Annotated in this window: 19 protein-coding genes; 17 read left to right on the top strand and 2 right to left on the bottom strand. The window is 43.0% G+C overall.

Annotation, left to right across the window (positions count from 1 at the left end; all coding sequences use genetic code 11):
* The first annotated feature begins 64 nt into the window (after positions 1 to 64).
* The 6 genes from A5883_RS16300 to A5883_RS16330 all read left to right on the top strand — a co-directional run bounded on the left by A5883_RS16300 (position 65) and on the right by A5883_RS16330 (position 9867).
* Positions 65 to 2503, top strand: a complete 2439-nt coding sequence (locus tag A5883_RS16300; protein WP_086339067.1) for an FtsK/SpoIIIE family DNA translocase — start codon at positions 65 to 67, stop codon at positions 2501 to 2503.
* Between the two features lie 41 nt (positions 2504 to 2544).
* Entirely contained in the window at positions 2545 to 3246 is a 702-nt protein-coding gene (locus tag A5883_RS16305) for a GntR family transcriptional regulator (protein ID WP_005232219.1), read from the top strand.
* Positions 3247 to 3307: 61 nt separating this feature from the next.
* Entirely contained in the window at positions 3308 to 4108 is an 801-nt protein-coding gene (gene proC / locus A5883_RS16310; RefSeq protein ID WP_086339068.1) for a pyrroline-5-carboxylate reductase, read from the top strand.
* Between the two features lie 46 nt (positions 4109 to 4154).
* Positions 4155 to 4829, top strand: coding sequence for an HAD family hydrolase (locus A5883_RS16315; protein ID WP_005227279.1), 675 nt, complete (start codon positions 4155 to 4157; stop codon positions 4827 to 4829).
* A 288-nt stretch (positions 4830 to 5117) separates the two neighbouring features.
* Positions 5118 to 7826 (top strand): YhgE/Pip domain-containing protein, encoded by a 2709-nt coding sequence (locus A5883_RS16325; protein WP_086339069.1) that lies wholly within the window; start codon positions 5118 to 5120, stop codon positions 7824 to 7826.
* A 217-nt stretch (positions 7827 to 8043) separates the two neighbouring features.
* Positions 8044 to 9867, top strand: a complete 1824-nt coding sequence (locus tag A5883_RS16330; RefSeq protein ID WP_005227281.1) for an APC family permease — start codon at positions 8044 to 8046, stop codon at positions 9865 to 9867.
* A 73-nt stretch (positions 9868 to 9940) separates the two neighbouring features.
* Here the strand turns inward: A5883_RS16330 and A5883_RS16335 are convergent, their stop codons facing one another.
* Positions 9941 to 10831 carry an ArsR/SmtB family transcription factor gene (locus A5883_RS16335; RefSeq protein WP_005227282.1) on the bottom strand — a complete coding sequence of 297 codons (891 nt, stop codon included), beginning with the start codon at positions 10829 to 10831 and terminating at the stop codon, positions 9941 to 9943.
* Between the two features lie 315 nt (positions 10832 to 11146).
* On the opposite strand from A5883_RS16335, the gene A5883_RS16340 reads away from it, so the two are divergent.
* From A5883_RS16340 to A5883_RS16385, 10 genes are all read left to right on the top strand, one after another.
* Positions 11147 to 12397 (top strand): extracellular solute-binding protein, encoded by a 1251-nt coding sequence (locus A5883_RS16340; protein WP_005227283.1) that lies wholly within the window; start codon positions 11147 to 11149, stop codon positions 12395 to 12397.
* A 46-nt stretch (positions 12398 to 12443) separates the two neighbouring features.
* Complete coding sequence (locus A5883_RS16345; RefSeq protein WP_005227284.1) at positions 12444 to 13334, top strand: carbohydrate ABC transporter permease; 891 nt, start codon at positions 12444 to 12446, stop codon at positions 13332 to 13334.
* Positions 13335 to 13346: 12 nt separating this feature from the next.
* Complete coding sequence (locus tag A5883_RS16350; protein WP_005227285.1) at positions 13347 to 14198, top strand: carbohydrate ABC transporter permease; 852 nt, start codon at positions 13347 to 13349, stop codon at positions 14196 to 14198.
* Between the two features lie 8 nt (positions 14199 to 14206).
* Entirely contained in the window at positions 14207 to 14623 is a 417-nt protein-coding gene (locus A5883_RS16355; protein WP_010748727.1) for a hypothetical protein, read from the top strand.
* Between the two features lie 15 nt (positions 14624 to 14638).
* The gene (locus A5883_RS16360; RefSeq protein WP_060792633.1) at positions 14639 to 15595 is read left to right on the top strand and encodes a glycoside hydrolase family 43 protein; all 957 of its coding nucleotides are present in this window, start codon (positions 14639 to 14641) and stop codon (positions 15593 to 15595) included.
* A gap of 18 nt (positions 15596 to 15613) precedes the next feature.
* Positions 15614 to 17236 carry a glycoside hydrolase family 43 protein gene (locus A5883_RS16365; RefSeq protein WP_010748729.1) on the top strand — a complete coding sequence of 541 codons (1623 nt, stop codon included), beginning with the start codon at positions 15614 to 15616 and terminating at the stop codon, positions 17234 to 17236.
* Between the two features lie 10 nt (positions 17237 to 17246).
* Positions 17247 to 18692: an alpha-N-arabinofuranosidase gene (locus tag A5883_RS16370; RefSeq protein WP_086339070.1), complete on the top strand. Its 1446-nt coding sequence runs from the start codon at positions 17247 to 17249 to the stop codon at positions 18690 to 18692.
* Positions 18693 to 18696: 4 nt separating this feature from the next.
* Entirely contained in the window at positions 18697 to 18960 is a 264-nt protein-coding gene (locus A5883_RS16375; RefSeq protein WP_086339071.1) for a DUF6171 family protein, read from the top strand.
* Between the two features lie 137 nt (positions 18961 to 19097).
* The gene (locus tag A5883_RS16380; protein ID WP_016609618.1) at positions 19098 to 20024 is read left to right on the top strand and encodes an AraC family transcriptional regulator; all 927 of its coding nucleotides are present in this window, start codon (positions 19098 to 19100) and stop codon (positions 20022 to 20024) included.
* Between the two features lie 33 nt (positions 20025 to 20057).
* Positions 20058 to 22058: a glycoside hydrolase family 31 protein gene (locus A5883_RS16385; RefSeq protein WP_016609619.1), complete on the top strand. Its 2001-nt coding sequence runs from the start codon at positions 20058 to 20060 to the stop codon at positions 22056 to 22058.
* Positions 22059 to 22182: 124 nt separating this feature from the next.
* On the opposite strand, the gene A5883_RS16390 is transcribed toward A5883_RS16385, so the two are convergent.
* Complete coding sequence (locus A5883_RS16390; protein WP_086339072.1) at positions 22183 to 23448, bottom strand: glycoside hydrolase family 27 protein; 1266 nt, start codon at positions 23446 to 23448, stop codon at positions 22183 to 22185.
* A 120-nt stretch (positions 23449 to 23568) separates the two neighbouring features.
* Here A5883_RS16390 and A5883_RS16395 point away from each other — a divergent pair, with 120 nt between their 5' ends.
* Complete coding sequence (locus A5883_RS16395; protein WP_086339073.1) at positions 23569 to 24468, top strand: helix-turn-helix domain-containing protein; 900 nt, start codon at positions 23569 to 23571, stop codon at positions 24466 to 24468.
* The last annotated feature ends 5 nt before the right edge of the window (positions 24469 to 24473 follow it).

The raw sequence follows: 24473 nt of genomic DNA on the forward strand, positions 1-24473 counted from the left end.
CAGGAAAACTTTTGTTCGCCTTCTTTTTTCGTTATAATAGGGAAAGATGAAAAGAGGGATAGAAATGGCGCAAAAAAAACGCGCAAAGAAACGCAAAACAAAAAAACAACAAAAACAGCAAGAGAAATTAATGCTGGTCGGCGTCGGCCTGCTCTTTGTCTTGTTTTCGATATTTGGCTTTTTCCATTTAGGTTTTTTAGGAACCTTGATTGCCAACGGGTTTCGGATCGTTGGCGGAAACACGTACCAATTTTTGAGTGTTGCCCTAGCCGCTTATGGTGTCTGGTTAGCGATCAAAACGACCGATGCTCGCTTTAAGAGTATTCGGCGAGTGATCGGCTGTGTATTGGTGTATTTTGGTTTACTGATCATCCTCCATGCGCAAATCTTTAGTAATGTGGTGGGAGAACAAGCCAATATCTTTCAAACGACGTGGATGACGCTGTTAGGCGATATCCGGCGCAGCCAAGTGACCCAAAATGTCGGGGGCGGAATGATTGGCGCCATGCTTTATGGGGCGACCTATTTTCTTGTTTCCCAGATCGGCAGCTACATCATCGCTGTTTTACTCATGCTGATCGGGGCGTTCTTGTTCAGCCAAATGAGCAGCCACGAGTTAGTGGAGCACCTGCAAGTAGCTGGTGACAAGCTGCAGCGGTTGTTAGAAGGCTCTCCAGAAAAGCAAGCCGAACGAGAAGCCCGCAAAGCGGAACGAGCAGCAGAGAAACAAGCGGCGAAAGAAGCCAAAAAAGAAGCCGAACGAGCAGCAGTCATGGCGGAGATCAAAGAAAAGAATCAAGTGCGACCAATGACAGAAGACGAAAAATCAGCAAAAGAACAGCAGATGCAAGCGCCAGATGATTTTGAACCAGAGCAGTTGAGCTTTGTACCCATCGACCACTTCCAGGAATTGCCGCAAGCGGCGGGACCAGAAGCCGCTCAAGCACCACATCCAGCAGGAAACAAACCAGGACCAAGCAAAAAGGTCAATGAAGACGGGGAGATCCTTGATGATGATGGTGAAGTATTGGAATTTGAGATTTCGGAAGAAGCTGAAAATCGTGATTATGAATTGCCTTCAGCGCAATTACTCGATTCGATCCCTTCAACGGATCAAAGCAGCGAGTACAAAAAGATCGAACAAAATATCGGTGTCTTAGAAACTACCTTCCAAAGCTTCGGTGTTGACGCAAAAGTCGTCAAAGCCAGCTTAGGACCAGCAGTAACCAAATTCGAAGTTCAACCAGCAGTAGGGGTCAAAGTCAGCAAAATCGTCGGGTTGACCGACGATATCGCCTTGGCTTTAGCTGCCAAAGATGTGCGGATGGAAGCGCCGATCCCAGGGAAATCATTGATTGGGATCGAAGTTCCAAACAGTGCAGTCAGCATGGTTTCATTCCGAGAAGTGATCGAAGCCCAACCGGATCATCCAGATAAACTATTAGAAGTACCTTTAGGACGCGATATTTCTGGCCGTGTCCAAACGGCAGACTTAACGAAAATGCCCCATCTCTTGATTGCCGGATCGACCGGGAGCGGGAAGTCCGTAGCCATCAACGGCATCATCACCAGTATTTTGATGCGGGCAAAACCCCATGAAGTCAAACTGATGATGATCGACCCGAAAATGGTTGAATTAAATGTTTATAATGGGATTCCCCATCTCTTGACACCTGTCGTGACAAATCCCCGCAAAGCGGCGCAAGCGTTGCAAAAAGTGGTCAAGGAAATGGAAGAGCGCTACGAAAAATTTGCGGCAACTGGGGTCCGAAACATTACTGGCTACAACGATTTAGTGATCAATAAGAATTTAGAAGACGGCGAAAATCGTCCGATCTTGCCATTCATTGTAGTGATCGTCGATGAGTTAGCCGACTTGATGATGGTTGCCAGCAACGAAGTCGAAGATGCCATCATTCGTTTGGCGCAAATGGCACGGGCAGCAGGTATCCATATGATACTAGCAACGCAACGACCAAGTGTGGATGTCATTACAGGGATCATCAAAGCCAATGTTCCATCACGGATGGCCTTTGCGGTTTCCAGCGGTGTCGATTCGCGGACCATCATTGATGGGAACGGAGCCGAAAAACTGCTGGGACGCGGCGACATGCTGTATCTGCCGATGGGTGAGAACAAACCGATTCGGGTCCAAGGGGCCTTTATCTCCGACCAAGAAGTCGAACGAGTGGTTGAATTCGTGACCGATCAGCAAGAAGCCAATTATGAAGAAAAAATGATGGTCACTGAGGAAGAAACGAGTACCGGCAGCAGCGGACAACCGCAAGATGAGCTATTCGAAGATGCCAAAGCCCTTGTGGTGGAAATGCAGACCGCCAGCGTTTCTCTCTTGCAGCGACGTTTTCGCATCGGCTATAACCGAGCGGCTCGGTTAGTGGATGAATTAGAAGATCAAGGTGTCGTTGGCCCTTCTGAAGGCAGCAAGCCGCGGAAAGTCTTGATCGAGCCGCAACCAGAAGACATTCCTACCTTTGATGAATAAGGAGAAAAAGACCAATCCAATGAGAGAAAGGCGAGATAGCAATGAAACGCAAACACATTCTTTACCGTGATGTTGCCGATAAGCTCAAAGAAGACATCATGTCGGGTCGCTACCCGATTGGTTCATTTTTACCGACGGAAACAGAATTGGAAGCCACCTTCAATGTCAGCAAGATCACTGTCCGCAAAGCCATCGAATTGTTAGCGGCAGATGAGTATGTGGAAAAACGCAGCGGACGTGGGACGACGGTTTTAAGCAATCGCCCTTATAACAAGCTGTCAAAAGGCACGACGTTTAGCCAATTGCTTGAAAAGACTGGCAAGGAATACACGAAGAAAAACCTCAGCTATGAATTAGTCGAACTTGCGCCTGAGCACCCCGCGTATTCTTTGATGGGCAAAGAAGTCATGCGTTTACGTCGCATGTATTATTTTGACCACCAACCCTTTATTTACTATGAGTACCATTTGCCAAAGCAGCTAAAGGGTACCTCCATCGAGGTCTTTGAAGAAAAATCATTGTATCGCCTATTGGATGAACATCGAATGATCATCGATCGCTTTCAAGATGCGTTCGTGGCAACGACCTTGACCGAAGAGCAACAGAAGTTTATGATCACGCCAGAGGTCGCTGCCTTGAAACGAACCCGTTATTCGTATGATCTACAAGGAGAAGTGGTAGAATATACAGAAGGGATCTATAACACCGCCTTGCATCCGTATATGATCGAGTTTGAAGCCTAGTCATTGATTAGGCTTTTTTAGCAAAAAGTGGTACCAAAATCAGAAGTGGAGCGTGAAAACTATGAGAAAAATCGCCTTTTTAGGAGCCGGTAACATGGCAAAAGCCATCATCAACGGCTTGATTGCAGCAAACCTGTATGAACCAGCAGAGATCTTGGTTTATAACCATCGCTACGAGCCGACTTTGGCACAATTAGAAAAAGAAACCGGGATCACTGGGACAACTAAGCTAGCAGATGTCACCGAAAAAGCGGAGATCCTCGTCTTAGCAGTTAAACCTTTTGTCTTTCCCCGCTTGCTTGCTGATTTAAAAGACGGCTTGACCAAGGAGCATTTGCTAGTATCCATTGCCGCGGGTGTGACAATCGCGCAAATGGAAGAAATCATTGGTGCGCACAAAATCGTGCGGGTCATGCCAAATACCCCCGCACTTGTTGGCGAAAGCATGTCTTCTATCAGTCCCAACGGTCAAGTGACGGAAGCCGAAGCCAACGAAGTCAAACAGCTTTTTGAAAGCCTAGGCAAAGCCGAGCAAGTACCAGAAAGCATGATCGATGCAGTCATTGGTGTCAGCGGTTCTTCACCAGCCTACACGTATTTGTTCATTGAAGCTTTGGCAGATGGAGCAGTGGCAGAAGGAATGCCGCGGCCGATGGCGTATGAATTTGCTGCTCAAGCGGTATTAGGCGCAGCGAAGATGGTACTAGAGACGAAGGAACACCCAGGCGTCTTAAAGGATCGTGTCAGCTCGCCAGGGGGCACAACGATCCAAGCAGTTAAAACCTTAGAAGAAAATGGCTTTCGTGCGGCTGTCATCAAAGCAGTGCAAGCAGCTGCTGACAAAAGTCGGAAGATGTCTTGATCCCCAGTGAGTGAGGAAAAAATCTTAGCAAAACGAAGGAGCGTTTATGAAAGAACTTTTGATTTTTGATTTTGATGGATTGTTAGTCGATACTGAAAGAGTCTATTTTGATGGGTGGTTGGCGCTATTTAAAAAGTATGAGCTTCCGATTACAGCCGCTGATATTTTTGGTTGGCGTGGTCAAAGCTGGCAACAGACTGCCACTAAATTAGCCGACCTCGTAGGCGGTCAGCAGCGGGTGCAGGAATTACGAGCAGAACGGGAAGTCTATATTGCCCAGCAAATAACTGATGGCACCTTCAAAACTAAACCCTATGCGAAAGAAACCATCGCCTTGGCTCGTGAGAAAGGCTTCCAAACGGCACTAGCCACCTCGACGATGAAAAAAAGAGCCTCTGAATTGTTGGCGCATTTCGATTTGTTGCAGGCCTTTGACTATCAGACCTTTGGCGATGACGTTTCCGCCCATAAACCTGATCCAGCACCTTACTTGCTGACTTTAGAAAAAGCGCAAGTCGCAGCGGAAAAAGCTTTAGTCATGGAAGATTCTCTTGTGGGAGCAACAGCCGCGACACGTGCGGGCATCGATGTCGTGCTGATTCCCGATCAAAGCTTTGATCAAGTCTATTCCCCAGAGGAAAAAGCAGATCTTCAATTATATGGCGAAGCTACCTCATTGAAGTATGTGTATGAGTTATTGGCAAAGGATCAACTGAAATAATACCTAAAAAAGCTTCCTTTTTCATTGCAGAAAAAGGAAGCTTTTTTTGTATAGGAAAGGCCTGTAAAAAAACAGAACAAAGGATATGAGTGGTGTGTTTTTCGCCATCATGGTAAAGTTAAAGAAAGTTTAACAATAAGCGAAAAAAAACAAAAAGTAAAGGGGTTTCATTTTGACAAAAACGTCCATTTGTCAAAAGGACTTTTCTTGGTCGATCCTAGCCGTTGGCGGCAGGGGAAAAACATGGTAAATTATCCTTCGACGAAGAACTAGTGGGGGAAGAAAAAAATGAATAAACTAAAGAATGTTTTCTATTTATATAAACTGGACTGGAAACGAATTTTCAGCAATCCAATCTCTGCATTTTTGATCATTGCCTTAATGATTTTACCCTCGCTTTATGCGTGGTTCAATATCAAAGCCCTCTGGGACCCATACGGCAACACCAGTGAATTGCCGATCGCCGTTTACAGTGCGGATAAAGGGGCAGAATTTCAAGACAAGCACATCGATATCGGTGATGAAGTCATCGACACCCTCCATAAAAACAAGCAGTTGGGCTGGCGCTTCTTGGATTCAAAAGAGGACTTAGTAGAAGGGGTCAAGTCAGGAAAATATTACGCGGGTATTTACCTACCAGCGGATTTTTCAGATGATCTGATCAGCTTTACCAGTGGAAAAATCGAAAAACCGACCATCGAGTATTATAGCAACCAAAAAATCAATGCCATCGCACCAAAAATCACCGATAAAGGAGCCAGCAGCCTTCAAGAAGAGATCTCACAAAACTTTATTGAAACCGCCAGCTCCACGTTGATAAAAGTCTTCAATGAAATCGGCTATGACATTGATTCCAACTTAGTCAGCATCAACAAAGTCAAATCGATGATCTTAGACACCGATGACAATTTGGCTACGATCGATGGCTATACGAAAGAGATCGTCACCTTGCACGATAAGTTTCCAGAAATCAAAGAAAAGATCGCAAAAGCCGAAGAATTCACCGATTATATCCCACAAGTGGATGCCATGGGGGAAAAACTGATTGGCTTAAACGATAAGCTGCCTGCATTGAAGAAAGAAGCCAGCATCATTTTGACCTTGCAAGAAAAGATCCCAGAGATCCAAAATGCCGGCAAACAATTGAAGATGATCGACGATGATTTCGATGACATTGCCAGCACCATGACGGACGGCATCGACACCGCCAAGCAAGGACTGCAAGTCATTGAACAAGTGCAAGCCGCTTTACCACAGATCGAACAACTAGGCGACCAAGCCGCCAGCTTCGCCACCGCGACCAAAGATGGGGCGCAACAATTGCAAGATGCCCTGCCAAGTATTTCTAGCAGTGTGAAGGTGACGATTGAGTCTATTCGTCAAGTGGCAACAACCACAGCAAAGTGGTCGCAAGCACTGAATGATTCAATCGATCAAGATCAGTTGGACCAAGATCGAGAATCAATTTTACAAACGATTGATGGGTTGCAGCAAAGTATTCAGCAACAACAAAGTATGCTAGATGCCTTAATTGCATTTTTAGGAAATATTGAAGGCTCAGCTGAAAATGCCCAAATTCAAGGCGTAATCGGTCAGTTAACTGACATAAAAGGGCACTTGACGAATGTATCTGGATTGTTAACTAAGGTTAGAAGCGCTGTGCAAAGCGGTGATGTTAAGGCAGCTAAGCAATATCTTAGTGAAGTCACCGCAGCTGCTCAAAATGTTGCTGATCTTCTGGATCCTAAGAGTTTTAATGTTGATGCCATTACTAAAACCATCAACGACATCCTAACCAAACTAATCGAAACCATCACCACCGCCGAAGATGTCTTGAAAAAAGCCCAAGAGATCGATTTTGACTCGTTGCTGTCTTCCACCAAATCAGTGGTCAGCAATGCCGTGACGATTTTGGAAAAATATCAAAAAGAATTGCCTGTCATCAAGCAAGAATTGCACGATGCCAATACGATGCTGAATGGTCACATGGATGAAATCGTCAATGCCATCAACAAAGGAGCCGACCTATACAACAACGAATTGCCAGTTGTCGAAGAAAAATTAGGGTTGGCCGTAAACTTCTTGCAAAACGACTGGCCAACCATCAAATCAGAAATCAGCTCTACGATGGCAATGGTGGATGAAAAACTGCCAGAAGTTGAAAAAGCCTTGGATGCGGCCGTTGATTTGATCAATAACGATTGGCCAAGTATCAAAGCAGGCATCCACAAAGCCGCTGATGCGATCCGAGCAGGCGAAAATGAAGTCGATCTCGGGGAAGTCATCAAATTATTGAAACTTGATGCCACCGATGAAGCCGACTTCTTCAAACAACCAGTGGAATTAAAAAGCAATGAAATCTATCCAATCGCCAACAATGGTTCAGCTAGCACACCGTTTTATACCGCATTGTGTTTGTGGGTAGGGGCATTATTGTTGTCAAGTGTCGCTACAACGGAGTATCATTTAGAGAAGAAAGACAAAAAACGCTTTACCCAACGTGAAACCTTTGTGGCACGAATGCTGACGTTCTTGACGATGGCAGTCGCCCAAAGTTTGATCGTGACCCTAGGAAATATGTTTTTATTAGGCGTTGATGTCCACAATCCAGTGTACAGTGTCTTCTTCGCATTACTCGTCGGACTCGCCTTTATGATGATCGTTTACGTACTGGCAGGACTGTTCGGCAACCTCGGGAAAGGGATCGCCATCATCATTTTGGTTCTCTCCATCTCAGGTGGGGGAGGAAACTACCCGATCCAAGTTTCTGGGAAGTTCTTCCAATTCATTAATCCGCTGCTGCCATTTACCCATGCAGTCAATCTGTTAAGAGAATCAGCTGGCGGGATCTATTGGCCAAATGCCGTACCACAATTGGTTATTTTAACGATTTTGTTCCTGGTCTTTGGGATCGTCGGTACCTACGCGTATCCTTATCTAGTCAACTCTACGAAGAAATTAAGCGACATTTCAAAAGAAAGTCATTTCTTCCACTAACATCGAAAAGCAGAAAGAGCATTTGTTCTTTCTGCTTTTGTGCCATCACGTGAAATTTCTAATAATCAAAAGAGGGAAAAAGGGTCGTTTTTTCATCTGATTTTCATTGACTTTTCGCGGTTACAAGAGTAGCATACAGTCTTGATAATTCAATATTTGTGTGGATATCGTTACAAGTTTAACGAAGGATTTTTTCATGAAAAGGAGTGTAGAAAAAGTGGAGTATTTGAAACGTTTGTTGGTCGGACGTCCATTGAAATCCGCAGAGAATGATGAACAAAAACTGAGCCGGACGGCGGCCCTTGCGTTGCTATCTTCTGATGCTTTGTCTTCGATTGCTTATGGGACAGAGCAGATCGTTGTCGTATTAGTGGCACTTTCCGCTGCTGCTATCTGGTATTCATTACCGATCGCTGCTTTTGTTATTATTCTTTTGATTTCATTGACCTTGTCTTACCGTCAGATCATTCATGCATACCCTCACGGTGGTGGGGCGTATGTAGTAAGTAGTGAAAATTTAGGGAAAAATGCGGGCCTGATTGCCGGCGGCTCACTGTTGATCGATTATATGCTGACAGTAGCAGTATCCGTCTCAGCAGGGGCAGAAGCCATCACTTCTGCTGTGCCAGCGTTGTTCGGCCATCAAGTGGCGATTTCTGTCGTGATCGTGCTCTTGATCATGATGATGAATCTGCGAGGGCTGCGAGAATCAGCTAGCTTCTTAATGATTCCTGTCTACACCTTTATCGCAGTGATCACAGTCTTGATCGTGGTCGGCTTGTACAACATCGTAACTGGTGCGCAACCGTTGAATGCAACCGCACTGCCAGGAGCTGTCGTACCTGGGGTATCCGTAGCCTTGATCTTACGGGCTTTCTCATCAGGTTCCTCTTCTTTGACGGGGGTCGAAGCGATCAGTAACGCGGTGCCATTTTTCAAAAAACCACGGGCGAAAAATGCAGCTGCGACCTTGACGATCATGGCTGCGATCTTAGGGTTCTTCTTCGTCGGTATCACTTTTATCAACTATTGGTACGGTATCGTACCAGAAGCAGAAGTGACCGTCCTATCTCAAATCGGCTCTGCTGTTTTTGGTCATGGGTTTATGTACTACGTTTTGCAATTTGCCACAGCGCTGATTTTAGCAGTTGCCGCAAATACAGGATTTTCCGCCTTCCCCGTGTTGGCGTATAACTTAGCCAAAGACAAATATATGCCACACATGTATCAAGACCGTGGGGATCGTCTCGGCTACTCAAACGGGATCATCACCTTAGCTGCTGGTTCCATCGTCCTATTGTTTATCTTCCAAGGATCGACCGAGCGTTTGATTCCGTTGTATTCCATCGGGGTATTCATTCCTTTTGCACTATCCCAAAGCGGAATGGTCGTCAAATGGAAAAAAGAAGGCAAAGGCTGGTTCTTTAAATCGATCGCCAACATCATTGGGGCTTTGATTTCTTTTGCGATCATTGCCATCTTGTTCGTGTATCGCTTAGGCGATATTTGGCCATTCTTCATTATCATGCCGATCCTCTTGTATATCTTTTACAAGATCCATGATCATTATAAAAAAGTCGCAGAACAGCTGCGATTGGAAAAACAAGAAGCACTGCATGTTTATGAAGGAAATACCGTGATCGTTCTCGTCGGAAATGTTACCCGAGTAAATATCGGCGCATTGAACTATGCCCAATCGATTGGTGATTATGTCGTGGCGATGCACGTCTCGTTGGATGAAGATGTGAAGAAAGAAAAAGAGATCGAACAAGAATTTAAGCAAAAATTCCCAGACGTGCGTTTCTCCGTCGTTCATTCTTCGTATCGTTCGATTGAAAATCCCATCTTGCGTTATGTGGATCTAGTCAGCCGCAATGCAGCCAAACACAATTACACAACGACCGTCATCATTCCACAGTTTGTCCCAAGACGTCGCTGGCAAAATATTTTGCACAACCAAACAAGCCTGCGCTTGCGTTTCAGACTCTCTTGGCGTGAGAACATCATTGTAAGTACGTACAGTTACCATTTGAAGAAATAACAAAAACGCTAGTTTAGCGACCTGATTCCCAAAAGAAATGTTTGGGGCAGCCGCTAAGACTAGCGTTTTTTTTTTAGCTATAAAACATTTTCAGTTTGATATCCTGATCGTAATTCCCAAACCCCTTGCCAAAGAGGGTACAACCGCCGACATGCTCGGCATCTTCTTTGACTTCCACTTTTAAGTGCCACGTATCTTCGTAGGCAGGTATATCCTTGATCGTAATGTCGGAAAGAGGAACACCTTCCATGTAGGTTCCGTGATCCATGATGCGGATCGTCTTCAATAACCCGTACTGATTGAGATTGTCTGGATACCAATCCGGTGTATACTTGCCGCGAATATCTGCAAAATCCCCTGGGCTAGTCCATGTACCAAGCTCCACACCATTTAAGCTGAAGGTGATGTCTGACGGCCAGTTGTTATTGGAAAAAGGAAATTCAGACGAAACTTCCATTGAAATCTCCATCATTTCAAGTTTTTCTTCTCTTGCTAAGAAGTTTGGCGATTGGTATTCAACAAATCCTTTCGTAAACCACAAGATGCGGGCATCCATTCGTCGGGGATCCATGAAAAACTTCGGTTCATCCACCATTCCCACAAAATCAGCTGAAGTAGCAAGCCCGCACGTTGGTTCTACCGAATAATTTGTATAATGACCGATCGGTATCGCCGTTTCTTTCGTATCAAAGGCATTAAAGATTTTCTCAGGAAAGTTGATATCGATATGATCCACTCTCAAACTGGAAATCTTTTTTTGTCCCACACGCTCTGTTTTGATGATTTTGGCTTCTTCTAATTTTTTGATGTGCATCGTAATGATAGCGCTGCTTAAGCCCAACTCCTGTGCCAACTCTTTGACATTCATCTTGTTTTTAGCCAGCAATTGAATGATTTTGATTCGCACGTTACTGGCAAGTGCCTCATAGACAGGCAATGCTTCTTGATTGATTTCTAATTGCATCGTGTCACCTCCGCTTAAACTGTTTGATTTACTTGAATGTTAACATATTTGCTAATTTGTGTAAATAGCGTTGTTTATTTCGCTAGTTATTAATATATTTATTAATTAATATAGATATTATCCTAAATAAATTAATCAAAATATTGTTGACAGCGATTACAAATCAAGTTATGATTTATTTGTAAATTGAAAGTGTTTGCAAACGCTAGAAATGAATAATGCAATTATAAATGCTGGGATAGCAAATAAGAGAAGGAGGATAGGCGTGTTCGGCTTCAAAGACCAAAATTCAATTTCTATGAAAGAGGGAAAAACATGAAGAAGAAACTTATTATTATTGGTGCTTTAGTTGCAGTCGTTGCAGTTGCCCTTATTGGTTTTAATCGTTATCAGGCAGCGGAAAAAGAAAAATACACGATTAATTTTTGGTCACCCCTTACTGGTGATGATGGCGCTTATATGGATCAGATCGTAAATGAATTCAATGAACAATCAGGTTCCGATTATACAATCAATCATGTGATCACGTCTGATATGTACACTAAATTAAGTACGGTTGTAAGTTCTAAAAGTGGGATTCCAGATTTGACTTTGATGCATTCTTATAAAGTAGAGGAATTTGTCAATTCCGATATTATTGATCCGGTTGATCGTCTGGTTTCTTATCAACCTGAGTTAGAAGAAAGCAATTATTTAGATACGGCGTGGAATGCAGGGAAAATCGGCGATACTCAATATACGATCCCATTAGATATCCATGCCAGTGCCATGTATTACAATCAAGATCTTTTAGAAAAATACAATGTCACTTCTTGGTTAGACGATAACATCGTGACGTTTGATGAAATGATGTCATTAGCAGGGCAGATGGAAGAAGGCGATTATGTCGTAAATAATGCGTTACTTTCTTGGGTTATCTTAGCGCAAATCCGTAACTTAGGCGGCGCGATTTCAGACGATGCTGGGAACCCGACGGTGAATACGCCAGAAATGAAAGAAGCGTTAGAAAGAATTAAAGCGTTAACAGATGCAGGCCTGATGACACCTTATGGAGAAGATGGGTATTTGATGTTCCAAGGCGGAAACGTACTCTTATCAACAGATGGTACTTGGACTTCTACCGCTCATGATGCGGTTGAGGGCTTGAATTGGGGTGTAACAAATATTTATTCGACTTCAGATGACATCGCAACCAACCGAGCAGCTTCTCATATGTTTGGCATGTTGAAGAGTGAAAGCAGAACAGAAGAAAAAGAAGAAGTAATCGCACAATTTTTAGAATTTGTTCGTACAAACTCGATCGAATGGGCAAAAGCCGGTCAAATCGTTGCAAGTAAAGATATTTTAGAAAGTGATGATTACCAACAATACCCACAATCATTCTTTACTTCTACACCAGAGGAAGAAGAAACACTTTACATCTTTGACTACGTTTATTTCTCTTATGTCTTAGAAGCATTAGATGTTTATAGTACAGATATCGCTTACGGTGAATTAGATATGGATGAAGGATTAGAAACGATGCAACAATATGTCGAAGATAAGATTGCAGAAGTAGCTAGATAAGTGAAGGGGGGATAATTCTATCCCCTTTTCCAATTTTTAGAAGGGAATGAAAGGAATGAAAAAAAAGAGCATTAACTGGGCATCGATCGCATTCATTGGACCACACATGGTACTCTTTATTATTTTTGTATGTATTCCAACGATCTATGGTATTTATGCTTCATTTACGCAATGGAATTTGATCTCTGATCCAGTCTGGGTCGGTTTTAACAACTATAAAACATTATTGTTTGATAGTTCCTCGACGTTCTATACCCAATTTTGGAATGGTTTGAAAAATACCTTTATTTTCGTTTTGATCATGGTGCCGTTACAAATCATCATTCCACTGATGATTGCAGCTGCATTGCAACATAAAAAAGTGAAGCTGAAAGGACTTTTTCAAGCAATTCTATATATTCCAGGTCTTATCTCTGTTTCAGCAGGTTCTTTGATTTGGTCATTGATTTTCCACTCTCGATTAGGTGCCGTCAATAATATTTTTGGGTTCGATTTCTCTTGGGCTTCGCGACAACCCTATGCTTGGATCTTAATTTTTGTTGTCAGCATTTGGGGAGCAATCGGTGGTAACATGATCATTTATCGCTCAGCTTTAGCGGGTGTCAATGAAGACCTTTATGAAGCGGCAGAGATCGACGGAGCGGGAGCATTCCAAAAATTCTTGAATGTGACCTTGCCATCTATTCGCTTTCCACTGTTATATACGATCGTGATGACAACTGCTGGAGCATTTAATGTCTTTGCACAGCCTTTGATGATGACAGGTGGAGGTCCAAACCAAAGCACGACTGTATTGATGATGTATATCCGCTCACTGGCTTTTAGTCAAGGAGAATCAATTGCAGGAATGGCTTCGGCAATGGCAGTCATCTTAGGATTGATCATTATGTGTGTGTCCGTATTTCAATATTTTCTTTTAGATAGAAGCAATACTTAAGGGGGCAAAAAAATGAATACACAAAAGAAACATATACCTAGTATGGTCATCGCATATTTGTTTCTGATCGTTTTATGTATCATCTGGGTTATTCCATTGATTTTTAGCTTCGCCACTTCTTTTCGTTCTCAAACCGAAATCGTCTCCACTGGGTTTCGTTTATTACCCGTAAACTGGATATTAGATAACTATGTAGCGATTTTGACTAATACGTCTACTGCACCAATTATGCAGTGGTTATGGAATTCAATGTTTATCGCAGTCACGCACACTGTTTTAGTTGTGATCGTTGTTTCAGTGACCGCTTATGGCTATGGCAGAATGCGGTTTAAATACCGTGATCGTATCTTTTATCTTTTGATGGGGATCTCGATGTTTCCCGGTGTAGTGAATTTGATTCCGTCTTACAAAATCATTGAAACCTTCGGCTGGGTCAACTCTTCTCTTGCCATGATCATTCCAGGCTTAGCAGGGATGGGAAATATCTTTCTTGTGCGACAGTTTATGAAAGGTATCCCGCTTGAATTTGACGAGTCAGCACGAATGGATGGTGCAGATGAATTTACAATTTTTGCAGAGATCATCGTTCCTTTGATCAAACCTGTGTTGATCGTTGCAGGCCTCTTTTCTTTCACAGGTTCATGGAATGATTTCTTATGGCCAGTGATCGTGTATACGGATGTTAGTAAAATGCCGATCACAGCCGGTTTGCTATTACTACAAGACATTTATGGCAACTACCGAATGATTGGTCAATTGATGGGCTCGGCATTGATTGCGATCATTCCCACCGTCATGCTGTTTCTATTTGCTCAAAAATACTTCATTGAATCTATGAACTTAAATGCAGGAATAAAAGGATAGTGAAGATCATGAATCGAAAATTGGAAAGAAATTTACTACGTGCCAGTGCGGTCTGGGATGTCTGTATTGGTCTTGTAACGATGTTTGGGTATTATCCTTGGTTTGAAGAACAAGGGATCGCAGCATTTCAAAATCAAAATCAGTATGAATACTTGCAGTCAAGTCTGGTAGGAATGATATCGAAGGTAGTTATGATCGTTGCGTTAGCGACGATTTTGATGGGCGTTATCAGTTGGATCAACGCGAAGAATATGCGAGACAAACAAATAAACAAAGGAACGATACGTTGGATGATCGCCTGTGTCATCATCCATTTGATCATCTATGATGTGATCGGTGTCGTCCTCTATTTACTAGCTACGACGATGTATATGTCTAAAAACAAAGCAATAAAAATACTAAAAACGGAAAATGGAATTATTTAAGAAGGTGTAGAATTTATGGCAGAAAATTATTTGGAACCGATTGTATTAGAACGTGCAGACCCATGGATATACAAGCATACCGATGGATATTATTACTTCACTGGATCAAAACCAGGGTATCAGGAAATCGAATTAAGGCGTGCGAAAACCTTGAAAGGACTGGCTGACGGTGAAGTAAAAGTCATCTGGACGGCTCATGCCGAAGGCCCCATGAGTGAACTGATTTGGGCACCAGAGATTCATTTTATTCAAGGGAAATGGTACATCTATTTTGCTGCTGCAGATCATGGAGAAGTCAGAAATGATCAGCATCATCATCGGATGTTTGCGATCGAAAATGCGAATGAAGATCCCTTTGCAGGCGAGTGGGTAGAAAAAGGACAGATCAAGACGCAATTTGAGAGTTTCAGTTTAGATGCTACGGTATTCGAACACAGGAACCGATTGTATTATGTCTGGGCACAAGCAGATCCAAACATTCCAGGCAATTCCAATCTTTATTTATCAGAGATGGAAAATCCTTGGACATTGAAAGGAAAGCAGATTCTGCTGAGCATTCCTTATTATGAATGGGAAAAAATTGGCTTCAAAGTGAACGAGGCACCAGCTGCTTTGATTAGAAATGGAAAAGTGATCATTACTTATTCAGCCAGTGCGACGGATGAAAACTACGCGATGGGACTGTTGTGGGCAGATGAGGATAGTGATTTATTGAATGGGTATTCTTGGCATAAGTTGAAGGAACCAGTCTTTTCCAGTTCTGAACAAAATTCCCTATACGGACCAGGACATAACTCCTTTACAGTCGATGAGGAGGGGAAACAAGAGATCTTAGTGTATCATGCAAGACCAGAAAAAAATGATTACAGTAATCCTTTAGAAAATCCCAATCGACATGCGTATGTCCAACCGTTTACTTGGAAAAAAAATGGATTACCTGATTTTGGCGAACCCGGTGTAGTCAAAGGATAGATAAAAGAGAGGGAAAAAATGAATACAAAAAGAAAAATGCTCTGTTTAACCATGTCCGTTTTTTTTACTAGTTTATTTCTTGCTGGCTGTCAAACAGGAGATGCTGCTGAGCAACTTTCACAAAAGGAGTGGGAAACAACGACAAAAAATCGAGTGTCGATTCATGACCCATCGATTACTTCTATTCATGTTGGTGACCAAGAGCTATTTTACGTATTTGGTTCGCATCTCGCCCAAGCGAAAACAGAAGATTTACAAACTTGGGAAGTGCCTTTCACTCACGAATATGAATCAATGGAAGACAATATGATCTATGGTAACACAAAAGAAAATCTAGCTGAGACTTTTGAATGGGCAGGCTATGATGATGCCGATTCACAAGGTGGTTACAGCCTTTGGGCACCAGATGTCATTTGGAATGCTGATTATGAATGGTCAAATGGAGACAAAGGAGCCTACATGCTCTACTACTCAGCTAGTTCTACTTGGCGGCGTTCAGCGATTGGATTGGCCGTAGCTAAAACGATCGAAGGACCCTATAGCTATGCGGATACCGTGATCTATTCTGGCTTTACAGAAAAAGATTCGACAGATGGTAGTGAACGCAATACCAACTATCAAAATACCCATTTGGCCAAATTGATCAAAGAGGGGAAAATCAGTGGGTTCAGTGAAAACTGGGCGATCGAAGATGGTCTGACGTATAACACCGATTATGCGCCAAACGCCATTGATCCAGCGTTGTTTTATGATGAAGAAGGGAAACTATGGATGACCTATGGTTCTTGGTCTGGCGGTATCTTTTTATTGGAAGTTGATCCAGCCACTGGAAAACCAATGTATCCTGGGGAAGATAGCACGACGGAAGATGGGCGTATCATTGATCGCTATTTCGGGATCAAGCTTTTTGGCGGCTATCATCAATCAGGAGAAGGTCCCTATATTGTATATGATGAGGAAACCGATTATTATTACCTATTCGTCACTTACGGTGGTTTAGCAGCAAAAGGTGGTTACAATATGCGACTGTTTCGCGCTGAAAAACCAGAAGGACCTTACCTTGATGCCCAAGGAAATAGCCCAATCTTAGAACAAGGGGACCAAAATTCAAACTACGGCATCAAATTGATTGGAAACTACCAATTCTCGTTTCAACAAATGGGGTATCGAGCAGCGGGACACAATTCGGCGATCATCGATGAAAATGGTCAGTGGTCCTTGGTGTACCATACGCGCTTTAACAATGGAACCGAAGCCCATGAAGTGCGGGTCAACAGAATGTATATGAATGAGGAAGGCTGGCCAGTTCCAGCACCCTACGAGTATCGAGGCAATGAACAAGTAGCGGATGCTTTGACAGAAGATGACATTATCGGGCGCTATGAAATCATTAACCATGGTACCGACAATGGAACGACCATGCTAAAAACGCAGACGATCGAGCTTCAAAAAGATGGAAGCGTTACTGGTGACCTGACCGGAACTTGGACGTACGATGCGGGATACTTGGCATTGACTTTTGAAGAAGCGACCTTCAAAGGAATTTTATTAACTCAGGAAATAACAGAATTTGAGCAGCAAAAATTAACGTTCTCAACGATTGGCGATAATAATGAGTCCATTTGGGGAATCAAAGAATAGGAGTATAACAATGACGATTAACATTCAAAACACAAAATCAGGAACAACGATCAGCAAATATATCTACGGTCATTTTGCAGAGCATCTAGGCCGTTGTATCTATGAAGGATTATACGTTGGAGAAGATTCGCAGATCCCAAATAAAAATGGGATGCGGATCGATGTGGTTGAAGCACTGAAAAACATTCAAATCCCTGTGCTGCGTTGGCCAGGCGGCTGCTTCGCCGATGAATACCATTGGAAAGACGGGATTGGTCCTAAAGAAAACCGCAAAACGATGGTCAACACTCACTGGGGCGGCGTGACTGAAAACAATCATTTCGGGACCCATGAATTTTTTGAATTGATCAAGCAGCTGGAATGTGACGCGTATGTCAACGGCAATGTCGGCAGCGGAACGGTGCAAGAAATGTCGGAATGGGTGGAATACATCACGATGGATGGCATTTCTCCGATGGCTGATCTTCGCAGAGAAAATGGCCATGAAGATGCGTGGGAAATGAAATTCTTTGGCGTAGGAAACGAAAACTGGGGCTGCGGCGGCAATATGCGGCCAGAGTATTATGCGGATCTGTATCGCCGCTATCAAACCTATGTCCGCCAATACGGTGACAAAAAAATCTACAAAGTTGCTGGCGGAGCGAATGTCGCAGACTATCATTGGACAGAAACGCTGATGAAAAACGCCCATTGGTTGATGGACGGCCTAAGCTTGCACTACTACGTTCATCCGCAGGGCTGGGAAGAAAAAGGGAGCGCCTTGGAATTTGATGAGGCAGAGTGGCAAGTGACCTGTGAAAAAGCAGCCTACATGGATGAATTATTGACCCGCCACAGCGCGATCATGGACCAGTATGACCCAGAACAGCGTGTGGGAATCATTGTTGATGAATGGGGCACTTGGTTCTCAGCAGAACCTGGGACGAATCCAGGCTTCTTATACCAACAAAATACGATTCGTGATGCCATGGTCGCAGCGATCACCTTGAATATTTTCCATAAACATGCCAAGCGAGTGCATATGGCAAATATCGCACAAACCGTCAACGTCCTGCAAGCGATGATTTTGACAGATGGCGAACAAATGGTGAAAACCCCAAGCTATCATGTCTTTGATTTGTACAAAGTCCATCAAGATGCTGAAACCGTTGATAGCCATGGAACTAGCAGTGATACCATTACGTATACGATTTCGAAAAAAGAGGATACGATCCATCTATCGGTTTGTAATTTTGCTACCCAAGGCACGGAAGAATTATCCTTCTCCCTGGAAACAGCGATCAATGAAGTGAAAGAAGCTCGTTATATCGTGGGGGACAAAATGAACGCACACAATGATTTTGATCATCCTGAAGATGTGGTGATCCAAGACTTCACCGCTTACGATGTTAAAGAGAACAAAGTCAGCTTGCGGGTGCCAGCAATGAGTGTTCTAACGATCTCATTGACAGTCTGATCCCATGACTTGTAAAGGATGCGAAGTGAAAGATGCTGCAGCAGCACAGGAAGACATTGAATCCTTGATTGCAGAACAACTTTCTTTAGAAAGCGACTTGGCTTCGCCGGAGATCGTCAGTAGGAGAATCGTTGTTTGTGAGACTTGTCCATTGCGATTGAATCATACCTGTACCAAATGCGGCTGCTTTTATCGGTTTCGCGCAAATTTAGCTAAGAAAAACTGTCCTGCAGGAATGTGGGAACAAACAGGACAGCTCGTCAAGTAGCTGTCCTGTTTGTTTCAATTGGTCAAAAGGATTAACAGATAAACTATTTTTTTGATTACGCTTACATAATCGTTGTAGATACGCTATGATTAAACGAAAAACAATGTTAACAAAGTGGAAAGTGAGCGAGTGATTCAATGAAAATAAATCAACCTGCAGCGCTTGCTTATTATGAAGCTGCGAACCATGGCACGGAAGATTTCCCATTAGCATATTATCCTAATTTAGTGAGTGTTTGGCGAGAATTCTTTTTTGTGCCACATTGGCATAAAGAAATCGAAATTTTATGTGTCCATCAAGGACAGCTAGAATTAGTCGTTAATGGAGTCTCACGCAAGATTAAGGCAAATACGATCGTCCTGATTCCTCCCAACACTTTACACACTGCCTATCGAATCGCACAACAAAGCTGCCGTTTTTCGTGTATCGTTTTTTCTGAACAATTAATCACGAGTCGACAATCAGATAGAATTCAAAGCCAACAAATCGATCCTTTTTTGATACAAGAAGGTGTTACTTCTTATGTGGATTTTCCAGATAAAAGTCAACAAAGTCTCACCTTGTTTCAACTATTTGATCAATGCTTTATGGGGAAATCGTCCTATCGTGAATTACGTCTGAAAGGGATTGTTATCCAACTCTTGTCACATCTATTAGAAGTTGGGACCGACCAGCCAGCAAAAAAATCAAGCGAGCGCCTCCAAGAAAAACGGGAAAAAATAGTTTTATCTTATATTCATAGTAATTATCATGAAATGATCCAATTACAAGATTTGGCCGATTCTGTTTCCTTAAGTAAAGAGCAATTTACACGATTTTTTAAACAATCATTTCGAACTTCCCCAATGGCTTATCTAAATCATTATCGCTTGATCCGATCGGCAGAATTGTTGCGAGAGACTGATTTGACCATGGTGGCGATCGCTCAAGCTGTCGGTTTTTGTAATAGTAATCATTTTTCTGTGTGCTTCAAAAAGATGTTTGGTGAGACCCCTACACAATATCGGAAAAATGACATGATTACGATAGAACACGCCATAAAATCGAAGGATAGCCCTCTGTAATCCAGCTATACTGAAAAAAAGGAGGGTTCAAAAATGTCGTTTTTTTCAATAGGTGAGAATTACCTCGAATTTCAAAATGGAAATGAAGTCGTGCGCATTATTGCTTGGGGCACGAACAGTTTGCGGGTGGTGAGTGCACCGTCTGGTGAACTAGATTTATCCTGCTGTGCATTATTAACACAAGATTCTAAGGCCGAGGTTGCGATTGAGGGGGATGTAGGATCTATCGGTAATGGAAAAATCCACGCAGTAGTCACCAAAGAGTCAGGCTGGAACAACTGTGGCAAGATCACTTTTTACAATCAAAAAGGTGAAGTGATTTTGAAAGAAGCAGCATCTGGCGGTGCGCTCTTGAAAAAGGCGCGGTTTTTCAAGTCGATTATTGGAGGAGATTTTCAACTAAAAGCTACTTTCGAAGCCAATCATGAGGAGAAAATCTATGGTATGGGACAATATCAACAGGATATTTTTGATCTAAAAGGGTGTAATTTAGAATTAGCGCATCGAAATTCACAAGCTTCGATCCCCTTTTATTTATCAAACAAAGGATACGGCTTTTTTTGGCACAATCCAGCAATCGGTTCGGTCTCTTTTGGTAAAAATACGACCGAATGGCGTGCCGAAAGTACGAAGCAATTGGATTACTGGATCACTGCTGGAGAGACACCAGCTCAAATCGAAGAACAATTTAGCCAAGTGACAGGACGGGCACCTATGATGCCCGAATATGGTCTAGGATTTTGGCAATGTAAACTTCGCTATGCGACACAAGCGGAAGTAGTGGCGATCGCTAGGGAACACAAAGAGCGGAACATTCCCGTTGATGTACTAGTGATCGATTATTATCATTGGCCGCGCTGTGGTGATTTTCGCTTTGATGAAAATTTCTTTCCAGACCCCAAGGCGATGGCAGAAGAAGTACGAGATAAATATGGAATCGAGCTAATGGTATCGATCTGGCCCCAAATCGACACGCGTAGTGAGAATTTTCAAGAGATGAAAGAAAAAGGCTTATTAGTCAAAACGGATCGCGGCATTGATGTACAGATGTTGTTTCATGGGAATAACATTTTTTATGATCCAACAAATCCTAAAGCTCGAAACTATGTCTGGGAGAAAGTATCAAAAAATTATGTCAATAACGGCATTCGCTTGTTTTGGTTGGATGAGGCTGAACCAGAATTTGGTACGTATGACTATGATTCCTATCGTTATTATGTAGGGAGTGTGTTGCAAAAAGGCAATATTTATCCCCGTGAGTATGTTCGTGGTTTTGATGAGGGAGAAGCCTCCTCACAAAAAGAACATTCAATCAAATTGGTTCGTTGTGCTTGGGCGGGCAGCCAACGATATGGGGCATTGGTTTGGTCCGGCGATATTCATTCGACTTATCAAGACTTTCGCAACCAAATCGTTGCTGGCATGCAAATGGGGTTAGCAGGCATCCCGTGGTGGACAAGTGACATCGGCGGATTTCATGGTGGTTCTGTGACAAGTCTAGATTTTCAAGATTTATTGATCCGCTGGTTTCAATACGGGACTTTTTGTCCAGTCATGCGATTGCATGGTTCACGTACTCCCCATAAAAAAATCTTCAAGGCAGATGGTGAAGAAACAGAGCAAACCGGAGCAGCTAACGAAATATGGGCGTTTGGGGAAAAGAACTATGAGATTATGAAAAAATTTATTGGAATTCGTGAATTGATGCGGGACTACTCGCGTGAATTGATGCGCGCAGCTCATGAAAAAGGAACGCCAGTCATTCGCCCAACTTTTTATGAATTTCCAGAGGATCACCAGGCATGGGAACTGACAACACAGTATCTCTATGGTTCTGATATTCTAGTAGCGCCCATCGTTGTAGCGCATGCTACTGAGCGTGAGGTATATTTGCCAACAGGAGCAAAATGGACCGATGCTCGAGATGGAACTATCTATGAAGGTGGACAATGGATTGTCGCACAGGCACAAATTGATTCCTTACCAATCTTTTTACGAGAGGGAAAACAGAGTTACTTGATTCATGAAGTATAGGCTGGAAATGGTTACGGTGAGTTGTTTGTAAGACTAGTAGGTTCCTTGTTGAGAGGGGAAGAACCATATGAATAGAAAAGCAACACAATGTGCTAGGCACATTGTGTTGCTTTCATTGAGAGGACTATTGTAATGGGCTTTTGAATAACAAGACACCATGAGTAGGAACCTCAGCATCGGCAATTGTTTGTTCTTTTTGTTGCCATAACTCAGTGCCGTTTTTAATTGGTAGTAAAGCAGCGATCGATTTTGGGATGGTTTGCGTTTGATCAGAAACATTGAAAATGGCATAGTAGACGGCTGTGTCGCTCAACGCCTCCCAAATGATCCACTCTTGATCACGATAGAACTCTTTTTTCGTATGGATTCTTCGATACATTTCTAAGACTTCAATATTCGTCAATAAACGTAACGTAAAGGGATCGATGTCTGGTAAAGTACCACCGAACATCAATGGAGATTGGAAGATCGTCCATAAACTCATCAATAAGTATTGCTCGTCTTCCGTAAAACGTGTCCAACTATCACCACCGCCACCATCAACTGCCCGAATGCCGATATGACCCAACGGCAGCATATCACAGTCAGGCCAGTTACCTGGACGGACGAAAGGTGCCCACTCTGCTGCTCGGTCAAACATGGAGTAAAGGGCGTCCCAATGATCCCAAAAGTCATCCGTCAAGCGCCACATATTGGCATGATTTTGAAAGAAACTACCATTTTTGAGGGCAGCTGGTCCGGGAGACAAAGAAAGGACGATCTCTCGACCCGATCGATCGATCGCACGGCGAATCGCTTTGATTTCTGCTTTATGGGCATCACCGTAAATTTTCGAATCGCCGATATCATCCACCTTTATAAAGTCAACACCCCAAGAAGCATATAATTCGAGCAAAGAATCATAATAAAGCTGTCCTTCAGGCAATGAAACATCGACCCCATACATATCGGAATTCCAAGGGCAGATTGAATTCATAGCAATGTCCCGTGCCCGTTTATCCGTTCCTTTGATCGGCGTATTTTGGTGAACTGCTTGTCGTGGAATGCCGCGCATGATATGGATACCAAACTTCAGCCCTTTTTGATGCAGATAGTCACCAAGTTTTTTGAAACCAGCGCCATCTTTTGCTGAAGGGAAACGGTTCTCAGCAGGAATCAAGCGAGAATAGTCGTCCATACACAACGGATAAAAATCATTGTACCTTGTAGACTTTGCTTCTGGTTCGCTCCATTGAATATCCACGACGACGTACTCCCAACCATAAGCTTTCAAATGCTCTGCCATAAAATCTGCATGGGCGATCACTTCTGCTTCGGTTACAGAAGCGCCATAGCAGTCCCAAGAATTCCATCCCATTGGGGGTGTTTGTGCAAAATGTAAAAAAGACATTGATTTCCTCCTAGTACGTTTTTCTTATAGTATAGTAAGCAATAAAAAAGAGAGGGAAAGTTTTGTCTACTAGAAATAAAAAAGAAAGAAATCGTCAACGAATGAAAAAGGAGTTGATCAATGGTGTTTCCACAAGAATCAAACTATGCGAAGATTACAGCATACTATAGTGTTGCCCTTGAGCGTTTTTCCATGGATCCACATCAACACCCAGCGTGTGAGATCATGTTTGTGACCAAAGGGAAGTGTAAGATAAAGGTGCAAGATCAAGTAATTGTTCTGGAAAGAAATGATTTCGTTTTCATAAACGCGTTTGTGGAACACGCCTTACTCGTTGAAGGAGATTCCTGCACCTTACTGAATATTGAATTTCTTCTGAGTGAGACACCGTCCGGCCTTTGTGTTCGTGATGTTTTTGCATACATCAAAGGAAATGTACAATTGAATGAGCCTTACGCGAAAAGTCGCGATGTCCGCCAATTTGGACAAGCGATCAAGTCATTGCTGCAGCTGCTAATGATCGATGATACTCAAGAGCAACCGTCTGCTGAACGGCAATTTACGATCGAGCTCTTGTTTAAGCGGATGTTGATGGAATTAGCCTTTTCATTACGTACGAAAGAAACCAAACGGGGCAATTGCTATGTGAACGCTGCGGTCAACTATATTCAACAGCATTTTGATGAAGATATTCAAGTCTCCCAAATCGCAGCGGCTGTGGGGATTACGAAAGCCTACTTGCATAAACTCTTTCATGAGCAACTGGGAGTGACGGTCAACCATTTTCTCACCAGTGAGCGTCTGAAGCAGGCAGCATTTTTACTAAGCAATAGTCAGCTGCCAATCGTCGAAATTGCCGCTCAAGCAGGATTCAACAGTAGGCAGCACTTTACCAATACCTTTAAACAGAAAAAAGGCATGAGTCCTAAAGTTTATCGTCAAATCTACACCCATCAAATCAAAGAAGAAGCCGGACAACATATATTAGGGGAACATACAGCTTTTTTAAGAATGAAGTAAAGACA

This window comes from Enterococcus sp. 5B3_DIV0040, assembly GCF_002140755.1.
Classification (GTDB): Bacteria; Bacillota; Bacilli; order Lactobacillales; family Enterococcaceae; genus Enterococcus_D; species Enterococcus_D casseliflavus.

Excerpts from the sequence above, each read along its gene's own strand:
- A5883_RS16375 (WP_086339071.1), top strand. The coding sequence starts at position 18,697 with ATGACTTGTAAAGGATGCGAAGTGAAAGATGCTGCAGCAGCACAGGAA.
- A5883_RS16325 (WP_086339069.1), top strand. The coding sequence starts at position 5,118 with ATGAATAAACTAAAGAATGTTTTCTATTTATATAAACTGGACTGGAAA.
- A5883_RS16315 (WP_005227279.1), top strand. The coding sequence starts at position 4,155 with ATGAAAGAACTTTTGATTTTTGATTTTGATGGATTGTTAGTCGATACT.
- A5883_RS16390 (WP_086339072.1), bottom strand. The coding sequence starts at position 23,448 with ATGTCTTTTTTACATTTTGCACAAACACCCCCAATGGGATGGAATTCT.
- A5883_RS16350 (WP_005227285.1), top strand. The coding sequence starts at position 13,347 with ATGAATACACAAAAGAAACATATACCTAGTATGGTCATCGCATATTTG.
- A5883_RS16300 (WP_086339067.1), top strand. The coding sequence starts at position 65 with ATGGCGCAAAAAAAACGCGCAAAGAAACGCAAAACAAAAAAACAACAA.
- A5883_RS16340 (WP_005227283.1), top strand. The coding sequence starts at position 11,147 with ATGAAGAAGAAACTTATTATTATTGGTGCTTTAGTTGCAGTCGTTGCA.
- A5883_RS16355 (WP_010748727.1), top strand. The coding sequence starts at position 14,207 with ATGAATCGAAAATTGGAAAGAAATTTACTACGTGCCAGTGCGGTCTGG.
- A5883_RS16380 (WP_016609618.1), top strand. The coding sequence starts at position 19,098 with ATGAAAATAAATCAACCTGCAGCGCTTGCTTATTATGAAGCTGCGAAC.
- A5883_RS16365 (WP_010748729.1), top strand. The coding sequence starts at position 15,614 with ATGAATACAAAAAGAAAAATGCTCTGTTTAACCATGTCCGTTTTTTTT.
- A5883_RS16345 (WP_005227284.1), top strand. The coding sequence starts at position 12,444 with ATGAAAGGAATGAAAAAAAAGAGCATTAACTGGGCATCGATCGCATTC.
- A5883_RS16305 (WP_005232219.1), top strand. The coding sequence starts at position 2,545 with ATGAAACGCAAACACATTCTTTACCGTGATGTTGCCGATAAGCTCAAA.
- A5883_RS16385 (WP_016609619.1), top strand. The coding sequence starts at position 20,058 with ATGTCGTTTTTTTCAATAGGTGAGAATTACCTCGAATTTCAAAATGGA.
- A5883_RS16370 (WP_086339070.1), top strand. The coding sequence starts at position 17,247 with ATGACGATTAACATTCAAAACACAAAATCAGGAACAACGATCAGCAAA.
- A5883_RS16395 (WP_086339073.1), top strand. The coding sequence starts at position 23,569 with ATGGTGTTTCCACAAGAATCAAACTATGCGAAGATTACAGCATACTAT.
- A5883_RS16335 (WP_005227282.1), bottom strand. The coding sequence starts at position 10,831 with ATGCAATTAGAAATCAATCAAGAAGCATTGCCTGTCTATGAGGCACTT.
- proC (WP_086339068.1), top strand. The coding sequence starts at position 3,308 with ATGAGAAAAATCGCCTTTTTAGGAGCCGGTAACATGGCAAAAGCCATC.
- A5883_RS16360 (WP_060792633.1), top strand. The coding sequence starts at position 14,639 with ATGGCAGAAAATTATTTGGAACCGATTGTATTAGAACGTGCAGACCCA.